This is a genomic window from Aeromicrobium sp. A1-2 (assembly GCF_003443875.1).
Lineage (GTDB): Bacteria > Actinomycetota > Actinomycetes > Propionibacteriales > Nocardioidaceae > Aeromicrobium.
The window spans coordinates 827,175-836,597 of the sequence record NZ_CP027482.1 but is presented as its reverse complement, the minus strand read 5'-3'; the positions used below and the strand labels follow the sequence as shown (position 1 = coordinate 836,597).

At 67.0% G+C, this 9,423-nt stretch carries 10 protein-coding genes and 2 tRNA genes; 7 read left to right on the top strand and 5 right to left on the bottom strand.

The features are described 5' to 3' along the window. Positions 1-83: 83 nt before the first annotated feature. Positions 84-821: a GntR family transcriptional regulator gene (locus C6I20_RS04105; RefSeq protein ID WP_118394798.1), complete on the top strand. Its 738-nt coding sequence runs from the start codon at positions 84-86 to the stop codon at positions 819-821. Between the two features lie 24 nt (positions 822-845). Here C6I20_RS04105 and C6I20_RS04100 read toward each other — a convergent pair whose 3' ends face one another. The 5 genes from C6I20_RS04100 to C6I20_RS04080 all read right to left on the bottom strand — a co-directional run bounded on the left by C6I20_RS04100 (position 846) and on the right by C6I20_RS04080 (position 4,779). Further along, the gene (locus tag C6I20_RS04100; RefSeq protein WP_118394797.1) at positions 846-1,316 is read right to left on the bottom strand and encodes an SRPBCC family protein; all 471 of its coding nucleotides are present in this window, start codon (positions 1,314-1,316) and stop codon (positions 846-848) included. A 3-nt stretch (positions 1,317-1,319) separates the two neighbouring features. After that, positions 1,320-1,781: an SRPBCC family protein gene (locus C6I20_RS04095; protein WP_118394796.1), complete on the bottom strand. Its 462-nt coding sequence runs from the start codon at positions 1,779-1,781 to the stop codon at positions 1,320-1,322. A gap of 30 nt (positions 1,782-1,811) precedes the next feature. Then, entirely contained in the window at positions 1,812-3,071 is a 1,260-nt protein-coding gene (locus tag C6I20_RS04090) for a triacylglycerol lipase (protein ID WP_162891107.1), read from the bottom strand. Between the two features lie 58 nt (positions 3,072-3,129). Then, positions 3,130-4,503: a trigger factor gene (gene tig / locus C6I20_RS04085; protein ID WP_118394794.1), complete on the bottom strand. Its 1,374-nt coding sequence runs from the start codon at positions 4,501-4,503 to the stop codon at positions 3,130-3,132. Positions 4,504-4,705: 202 nt separating this feature from the next. Continuing rightward, positions 4,706-4,779 (bottom strand) — tRNA-Pro (locus C6I20_RS04080). A 31-nt stretch (positions 4,780-4,810) separates the two neighbouring features. On the opposite strand from C6I20_RS04080, the gene C6I20_RS04075 reads away from it, so the two are divergent. The 6 genes from C6I20_RS04075 to C6I20_RS17015 all read left to right on the top strand — a co-directional run bounded on the left by C6I20_RS04075 (position 4,811) and on the right by C6I20_RS17015 (position 8,967). Then, positions 4,811-5,359 carry a (d)CMP kinase gene (locus tag C6I20_RS04075; protein WP_254052245.1) on the top strand — a complete coding sequence of 183 codons (549 nt, stop codon included), beginning with the start codon at positions 4,811-4,813 and terminating at the stop codon, positions 5,357-5,359. Positions 5,360-5,406: 47 nt separating this feature from the next. Further along, positions 5,407-5,480: transfer RNA gene (locus tag C6I20_RS04070), tRNA-Gly, on the top strand. Positions 5,481-5,586: 106 nt separating this feature from the next. After that, positions 5,587-7,026, top strand: a complete 1,440-nt coding sequence (locus C6I20_RS04065) for a histone-like nucleoid-structuring protein Lsr2 (protein WP_162891106.1) — start codon at positions 5,587-5,589, stop codon at positions 7,024-7,026. 218 nt (positions 7,027-7,244) lie between these two features. Then, positions 7,245-7,955, top strand: a complete 711-nt coding sequence (locus tag C6I20_RS04060) for a hypothetical protein (protein WP_118394792.1) — start codon at positions 7,245-7,247, stop codon at positions 7,953-7,955. A 153-nt stretch (positions 7,956-8,108) separates the two neighbouring features. After that, entirely contained in the window at positions 8,109-8,357 is a 249-nt protein-coding gene (locus tag C6I20_RS04055) for a helix-turn-helix domain-containing protein (RefSeq protein ID WP_162891105.1), read from the top strand. Between the two features lie 232 nt (positions 8,358-8,589). Further along, positions 8,590-8,967, top strand: coding sequence for a hypothetical protein (locus C6I20_RS17015; protein WP_162891104.1), 378 nt, complete (start codon positions 8,590-8,592; stop codon positions 8,965-8,967). Positions 8,968-9,423 lie beyond the last annotated feature (456 nt).

Sequence of the window (9,423 nt, the reverse complement as noted above, 5' to 3'; positions counted from 1 at the left end):
ACGAGTGTGTCGCCCCTCACATCCGATGTCAAGCCTTTGTCCTGACATATTGACGTGCTGACATGGGCGGCTAGATTGTCCGCATGCCCGGCCCCAGGTTCACCCTCGACAGATCCAGCCCTGTCCCGCTGTACTTCCAGATCGCCGAGCAGTTCGAGAAGGCGATCCTGAGCGGCAAGATCGCCCCGGGCGAGCGGATCGACAACGAGATCTCGCTCGCCAAGGAGCTCGGGTTGTCCCGGCCCACGATGCGCCAGGCCATCCAGGTGCTGGTCGACAAGGGCATGCTGGTGCGCAAGCGCGGTGTCGGCACGCAGGTCGTGCACGGAAAGATCCGTCGCTCGGTCGAGCTGACCAGCCTGTACGACGATCTCAGCGCCGCCGGTCAGAAGCCGCGTACTGACGTCATCTCGGTCGGCAAGGTCGCTGCCGAGGAGGATGTCGCGCGCGAGCTGCAGCTCGAGACCGGCGACGACGTGTGGTCGCTCGAGCGGCTGCGTTACGTCGGCGCGGAGCCACTCGCGCTGATGCACAACTTCATCCCGATCGAGGTCATCGACCTGGCCGCGGTCGACCTGGAGAAGACCGGCCTCTACGCGCATCTCCGCGCGTCCGGGATCCTGATGCGCGTGGCCCGCCAGCGCATCGGCGCCCGCGGGGCAACGGTCGAGGAGGGTGCCCTGCTCAGCGAGAAGAAGGGCGCCCCGCTGCTGACGATGCAGCGTACGGCGTACGACAACGCGGGCCGCGCAGTCGAGTATGGCCGGCACGCGTACCGTCCGGACCTCTACGCCTTCGAGCTCACGCTCGTCGACCGCTGACGCGACGGATCGGCAGCTCCTCGGTCAACGCTCGAGCTCGGCCTTGATGTTCGCGAGCGTCTGGTCGATGCCGGTGCGCATCTCGGCGTCGTGGCCGTCCGCGCCTCCGAGGGCGAGCCTCGCGGTCAACCGGACCGAGAGCGAAGGGTCGACCAGCGCGGTGCGCCGCTCGGTCAGTCGCGTCCCGGCGGCTGTCGGCTCGGTCTCGTAGGACCAGTCCACGTTGGTCGGCCAGACGTGGAACGTGAACGCGCCGCGACCGTCGTCCTGCGCCGGCGGCTTCCACCGCGTAATCCGGCTTGTCGTCGGCCAGACGAAACCCTTGCGGCGATTGAGGTTGATCCCCCGGCGGCCCACCTTCGGACGGCCGAACAGCCACATCCCGACGAGCTCGGGGCTGCGTCGCTTCATGGCCTTGACGTCGGAGACCGAGGCCCAGACCTGGTCAGGTGTGGCTGCGATCTCGACGGAGGACTCGAGCGCTGGTTGGCCCATGCCTCAGACCCGCTCAGCTTCGGCCTTGATGCGCTGCAACGTCTGCTCGATCCCGGTCTCGAGCTCTTGCTCGAATTTCTCGACCCCGCCCAGCAGACCCTTGACCGCGGCATTCGACGCCGCGGCGACGCCGTGCGGCGTCCGCCGGCTCTCGGTCAGCCGGGTGCCGGTCTCGGTCGGCTCGAGCTCGAACGACCACACGGTGCGGTTCTCCAGGATGCGGAAGGACAGCAGTCGCTCGGGCTCGAAGTCCATGACCTTGGCGTTGGTGGGCCACCGCTTCCAGCCCTGCCGGTTCAGGTTGAGCGTGCGGGCGCCCGCTTTGACCTCGCCCCCGAACACCTTCATGCGTACGCACTGGGGACTCCACTCCCCCATCCGCTTGAGGTCGGAGACGATCGACCAGACCTTGGCCGGCGTGGCATCGATCTCGATGCTGTGGGCGATGAGCAGCTGATTGGGCATGGATCTCCTGGGGTCGGATCGAACGAGGGTTCAGGCGCGCTGCGGTGCTGCCGGCAGTGCGCGCTGGTTGCGGGTGTGGGAATTGAGCCACTCGACAAGCCAGTCTCCCACCTGTGGGTGGTTGAGCAGGGCCAAATGGTGAACGCTCGGAAGGTACTCGAACGTCGCGCCGTCGACGATCGGGCCGGTCCGGCCCACACCTGTCGCGGAGGAGAAGTGCACGAGCAGGTCACCCAGCACCGAGCTCAGCGGGTGGCGCTGCGAGGCGCCCAGTGTGGCTGCCACGAAGTGGTATTCCGCACGCGGCAGCGGTGCAGCTGCGATCCGGTCCAGACCCCACTGACCGGTGAGGTCCTGCCCTTCCCACTCATCCTTGGTGATGTAGCCATGCCGCAGGTCGACGATGCCTGCCGAGCGGGTCTCCAGGATTGAGCTGAACGGGCTTGACTCGGGCCAGAACCGCAGGAGACGCGAGCCGAGGTGGGCCACCTTCTCCAGGTTGGCGCCGGCGTGCGGTGTGCCGAGACACACGACGTCACGCACGAGGTGCTGCCAGGTCTGACCGGCTGCGGTGGCGTGGTTGGTCGCGGCCCGTGCGACGAGGCCACCCATCGAGTGCCCGACGAGTGTGATGCGGGTGACCGGGACGGGCCACGCCGCGACGAGCTGCTGCAGCAAGGCGTCCAGGTGCTTGCCGTTCTCGGAGATGTGCAGGCCGGTGTTGTAGCGGATCATGACCGGCGTGCCGTCGGTCTCGGCGACGATCCGCTCGCGATAGGTCGTGCCGTGCACCTTCGCCCCGTTGGACCACGACTCGTCGTTCTCGCACAGCCCGTGCAGGAACACCACGGGGTGACTCGTTCCGGCACGGAACGCCTCGGCCAGCGGCCATGCCGTAGCCGGGACGTCCTGCCCCTCGTGCCGGACGGCCATCCTGATGGCCTGGGGGTCGTCGAGCATGCGCAGCTCATCGCCGATCAGTCCGTTGACCGCCGCGACGACGAGTCGACCGCGACGGGTCTGCTCGATCGGCCGGCCGATGCCACGTGTCGCCAACGCCCGCACCGATCCGCTGGAGACCCGCAGTACACCCGAGATCGCCCCGTAGACCGACGTCACGACGGCATCGTGCAGCGACTCGGGCAGCCGACCGCCCACGACCCGGGTGGCCCGGAAGCCCCGCCGTGAGATCGCGGTGTGCAGATCGCGTGCCGTACCGACGATCAGGCGGTCGCCGTAGTCAAGAGCCAGCGCCGCCACGTCGGTGGTCCGTGCAGGCTCGACAGGCATGGGTCCCATACTGCCGGTATCCGAACGGAATGTGAACTCCCACGCGGGGAGTCCTCGGTCACGCCTCGGCAGGAGCCTCGTCGTCGGTGGCCTCGACCTCGTCGGCGTAGCGGCCATCGGACTGCAGCTTGGACAGCTCGAGCACGTTGCCGGACTTGTCGACGACCTTGGCCGACTCCACGAGCGATGCGAGCGCCTTGCCACGCAGCACTTCGCTCACCATCTCGGGCACGTGGTTGTGCTCCATAATGTGCTGGATGTACGAGTTGGGGTCCTCGCCGGACTGCTGGGCGCGGCGCATGATGTGCTGCGACAGCTCGGCGTCGTCGATGCCGAACTCCTCGGTCGCGACGACCTGGTCGAGCACGAACTGGGCGACCAGCGAGTCGCGCACCCGCTTCTCGAGGTCAGCCTCGAACTCGTCGATCGTCTGCTCCTCGTCGTCGAGGTAGGTCTGGAACTCGACACCGGCTGCGGCGAGCTGCTGCTCGATCTGCTCACGACGGCTCGTGATCTCCTCGGCGACGAGGCTCTCGGGCAGTGGGGCGTCGATCCGGCTGACGATCTCGTCGAGGATCAGGTCGCGGGCCTCGTTGGCCTGCTCCATGCGCTTGCCACGCGTGACGCGGTCGGCCAGGTCGGCGCGCAGCTCTTCGATCGTGTCGAACTCCGAGGCGGTCTGGGCGAACTCCTCGTCGAGCTCGGGGAGCTGCTGCTCCTTGACGTCCTTGACCGTGACGGTCACGTCGACGTCCTGCCCGGCGAGCTCGCCGCCGACAAGCTGCGTCGTGAAGGTCTTCGTCTCTCCGGCCTTGAGGCCCGTGACTGCCTCGTCGAGACCGTCCAGCATCGTGGCCTTGCCGATCGTGTAGGGCATGCCCTCGGCCTGAGCGGCCTGGATGTCCTCGCCGTTCTGCGCGGCGGACAGGTCGATCGTCAGGTAGTCACCCTCAGCGGCGGCGCGGTCGACCTCGGCGAACGTGGCGAAGCGCTCACGCAGGGCCGTGATCTGCTCCTCGATGTCGTCGTCGGCGACCGTCGAGTCCTCGACCGTCACCTCGATCGTCGACACGTCGGGAAGATCAAGCTCGGGGCGCACGTCGAGCTCGGCGGTGACCTCGATCGGCTCGCCGTCGACGAACTTGGCCAGATCGATCTCGGGCTGGCTCAGGGGCTGGATCTTGGTGTCCTGCAGGGCCTGGTTGTACCAGCCGGGGAGCGCCGAGTTGATGGCCTCATCGAGGACCGCGGTGCGGCCGACACGCTGGTCGACAATCGCCGCGGGGACCTTGCCCTTGCGGAAGCCGGGGATCGTGATCTGCGAGCCGATGGTCTTGTAGGCAGCATCGAGGCTGGGCTTGAACTCCTCGAACGGCACCTCGATGGTGAGCTTGACCCGGGTCGGGCTCAGTGCCTCGGTGGTGCTTTTCACGTGACTGACTCCTGCATGATCTCGGCGCTTGGAAGGTGGGCGCTGCTGCCGGTAAACCTCGGGCAGAAACAGCGACGTACCAGTCTCTCATGAGACCGCGGGCGCTCCCAAAGGAGTCTCACCCGCCGCCCCTTCGCGAATCGTGACGGTCCCAACGCTGTCGGTGTCCGACAGGGCGCAAACCGTCACAAATCGCGAGGAGTCGGGATGACAGGATTCGAACCTGCGACCTCACCGCCCCAAACGGCGCGCGCTACCAAGCTGCGCTACATCCCGTAGCCGCGCCAGTCTAGTGGACACTGGACCAGTGACTTCGCAGCGGTATGCCGACCTGATCGGACTGGTCCACCAACGGGAGCCCGCGTGCGGCTCGACCCGGGTCGTCGCGGTCGATGGACCCAGCGGTTCGGGCAAGACCAGCCTGGCCGACCAACTCGCCGAGATGGCCGGGGCGCCGGTGCTCCATCTCGATGACGTCTACCCGGGGTGGCACGGCCTCGCCGCAACTCCGCCGATGGTCGCGCGCTCGGTACTCGACGCCATCGCGGTTGACGCGGTCGGAGCGATCCACCGCTGGGACTGGGCGCATGACCGACCCGGGCCGGTCATGCACGTCCCGCCAGCACCTGTGCTGATCCTGGATGGGGTGGGCAGCGGAGCTGCGGTGATCCGTCCGTTCCTCAGCCTGCTGATCTGGGTCGACGCCCCGACCGAGCTCCGCAAGCGACGCGCCCTCGCCCGGGACGGCGAGACCTACGCGCCGTTCTGGGACATCTGGGCGGCGCAGGAGGCTGCACACTTCCACGCCGACGAGACCCGTCGCCATGCGGACGTCCTCGCCCGCACCGATGGGTGAACCACACATCGCATGTGGCAGAATGTTCGTCGTTGCCGCAAGGCTTCGCGGACGTAACTCAATTGGCTAGAGTCTCTGCCTTCCAAGCAGAATGTTGCGAGTTCGAGTCTCGTCGTCCGCTCTCAGCATCACCGCAGGTCAGGGCAGGTTTGGTATCCCGCCCCGGATGGAAATTCGAGCGGCGAGTGACGGCTTACGTGCCGGATCTCTCCGGGAGCACCAACCACATGACCACCACTTCGAAGCCCTCTCAAGGCGCCCAGAACAAGCGCCGTAAGGCACCACGCCGAGCATTCGGCACCGTCCGACAATTGTCCTCGGGGCGGTGGCAGGCGCGCTGGGAGGACAGCCGCGGACGCACCCACAGCGGCCCGCAGACTTTTGAGTCCCAGCGCCACGCCGACGACTGGTTGACCACGGTGCGAGCCGACCTCGTCCGCGGAGTCTGGCGCTCACCAGATCTTGGCAGCGCCACCCTTGCGACCTTCATGGCTCAGTGGATCGATCAGCGCACCGACCTGGCTCTGTCCACACGTGAGGGATACCGCACCGCCTTGGCGCGGTGGATCGACCGCGAGCTGATGCTTGAGGCTCCTCGCGGCGGGAAGGCGATCGGTGTCCACCTCGGCGCTCAGCCCCTCAACGCGCTGAGCCCGGCCACGATCCGCGAGTGGTACGCCGCTGCGCACTCCACCCAGGTCCGCGAGCGCATCGACCGCAGCAGGAACGGCCAGCACCGTCACGCCGTACAGCGCCAACCCACGGCACCGATCCGAGCCTGGGGGCGCTCGAACGGCTGGAAGGTCGCTGAGACAGGGCGCCTGCCCGCCAACTTCCTGGACGCCTGGCAGGCGGCAGACAGCCCTGGCGCACCTCACGCACCTGCATCGCCAGCTGGTGCGGACCTGTCGGGGCGGCCGGCCGCTGTGGTGGTGCAGGCCTACCGGTACCTACGGGCGTGCCTGAACGCTGCTCTGGACGACGGCCTGATCACGGCCAATCCGTGCCGGGTCAAGCGAGGTGGGCTGGTCGTCGCGGCTGAACGCCCGCACGCCACCCCCGATGAGGTCCGCGCCCTGTGCGCAGCGATGCCACCGAGGTTCGCCGAGGCGGTTGACGTTGCGGCGTGGTCGGCTCTGCGCGCCGGGGAGCTGTTCGCGTTGGCCAGGCGCCACGTCGACCTCGACGCCGGCACCATCACCGTCGAGCGCGCGCTGATCGACGTTGCGGGCCACCCCCGAACGTTCGGCTCACCCAAGACTGTGGCCAGTCTGCGCACCGTGGCGTTGCCGTCCTCGGTGGTCCAGCGGCTGAGCGATCACATGGAGGTCTACACCGCCGAAGGACCCGACGCGCTGGTGTTCGCACACGCCGACGGCACGTCGTTGTCGCGCGACCAAAGAGGGCAGATGTTCGACCGGGCCCGTCGTACGGTCGGCCGACCGGACCTGCGCTGGCACGACCTGCGGCACACCGGAGCGACGCTCGCTGCACGAGCAGGAGCCTCGATCCGCGAGCTGCAGCACCGCCTCGGACACTCGACGTTCGCTGCCGCGATGCGATACCAGCACGCCAGCGCAGACCGCGACCGTGAACTGGCCGAAAGGCTCGACGTCTATGCCGCTGCCGACCAGCCAGGGAACGCCACTGTTCTGCGACTGGCATGACAAACGCCGAACGGCGACACAGAGAAGGAGGTCACAGCTACCGTGACCCACAGCCAACGGCCACCCGAGTCCGCGCACCGCTGCAAGGCGACCTCATCTGCTCACACGCAGTAGCCACCGGCCGGCGCCTCCCTGCACCAGACCTCGAACCAACCGTCATGACGATCCACCACAGATGCATCTGCGGAAATGTCAGAGCCGAATGTCAGCATGGGCACATGCGGGGAATCGAACAGGCAGATGCGGGCACCAGTGCCGCATTTGTCATGGCATCGACGCCCTCGCAGATGACCTGCAACGAGTTGAACGCCTTGGGTCAGCGCCTGAGGGCCCACGAGGCGCAATATCTCGCTGAGCCGATCATCGATGCGTTGTCTGCGCTGTACCCGACGCTGAGCCCCACAGCTCGACGCTGGTTCGACTACTCCGGCAACGTCGAGATTGACTCGTGGGAACGCATCGACGGGCTGAGCCGCATCTTCAATGACCACGTCCTCCATTTGGAGTCGGCCGGCGACCCGCTCGCTGCCGATGCGCGTGCCGTGCTCAACCTGATGCGCGTATATGCCGCGAGCCGGTACGCCTACCGCGACCGCCAGTACATGAACGTGTGCATGGACGATCGCAGCGAAGCCAGCCGAGTGCGCCCGACTCGTCGGTGTCAGTGGCCCGACATGCGCACGTGGCGACACGAGACGCGCGGACTGGCGTCGACGAGTCGCGATCCGCGCAACCACCCGCGTGGCTTCATCGCGAGCGAGGCGACCCTCAACCGAGCCGCACGACGGGCCGAACAGTTCAGCCACGAGGTCGCCTTCGAACGCATCGATCGCCACTGCGAGGAAGATCCGCCTCCACGCCTGCGACCCCTGGTCGAACCACGAACTGCGAACGCACCGCCTCAGGCCGTGTTCGCACTCGCTGCCTGAGCAACCCCGACGCTGGCCCATCCCCGGCGTCACCTGCACCGCACACGATTCGTGATGCGACTCAATGCTCGGTAGGCACCCATCGCGTCAGCGAGTGCGCTCACGGTCGACCGGCGACATGAAGTCCGGCTGGCCGCTGCTCGCTCCCCCACAGTGGTCGTCACCAGCGACCGGGAGTCGCGCCGGGTGACCTGCCGGGAAGTGACACCTCTCGTGACCACCACCCCTGATCCGCTGCTGACGTTCCCCCAAGCAGCCGAGTACCTGCAGCACGCCGTCTCCGAAAGAACGCTGCGGCGCCTTGTTGCCCGTGGGGATCTCCAAGCCCTGCGCATCGGCGACAAACTCGTGCGCCTGCGCGTTTCGGCCCTGGAGAACTACCTCACCAGGAGCGAACTATGAGCCCCACGCTCGTGCGTGCACCAGTGGGGCCAACCCAGATTCTTGTTGACTGCAACAGCGACATGGGACGTTCGAGTATCCACTTGGGTACAGCCCGGGATTTGGACCTCCGGTGCTGGTCATTCGGCTGCGCTCCCGTCGTTGGCCGTAGATCAGTACCGCTGACCGGCAGCGACGGACACGCGCACACCGAGGCTTCCCGCCGACAGCACGCCTTCGGGAGTGGTCACTGATGGGTATCAATCTGGCCGAGGCCGTCTACGACCAATATCCCGCCTTGTCGCACCGGCAGAAGATCCTGCTCGTCCGGATGGCTCTGATCGCCGATGACGACGAGCCGGCACCTACCTTTAGCGGTAGCTGGGAGCTGCTCGCTCAGGCCTTGGGATTCCAGATGCCAGATTCGAGTGACTGGCCGGTGGAGGCCGACAGGTTGGAACTCAAAGCGCGCCACAATGTCGCGCGCGCCGTGGGTGATCTTAAAGGTGTCGGTGCCATCGCGAGCAAGCGTCGTGGCGGCCATGGACAGCGTGCTGTGTATCTACTCAACATCCGGACCCATCAACGCGATCGGCTAGGACGCGCTCAGTGGCGACCCGGTGATCAGTGATGGGCGCCTCGCTAGCCGCGATGGCACTTCACGCTGATCTCGACAGTCATGCAGCGCGACTCGTCTTGGTCCGCATGGCCCTGACTGCCAAGGACACCGATCCTGTGCCCCGCTACTGGGGCGGCTGGACGCCGCTGGCACGAGCTCTGGACAGGAGGCCAGCCGTGGACGGCTCGTGGCCAACAGCGGCCAAGGAAAATGCGGCTCGCAGAGCCGTGGATCGGGCGGTCGCCACGCTCGTTCGTGCCGAGCTAATCAAACGCACGAACGTACCTCGACCCGGACGACAGGCGGAGTACGTTCTGCGTCTGGAGTCGCGCGCAGCTGTGGACGCGTCCGACAATGAACCACGCTCATCGTGGTGAGCGGGCCACGCCCACCGTGGTCCGCCTTCGCCGCTGAACGTGGTCCATTCCTCACGCTTACCGTGGCGCATTTCGCACGCTCACCGTGGTA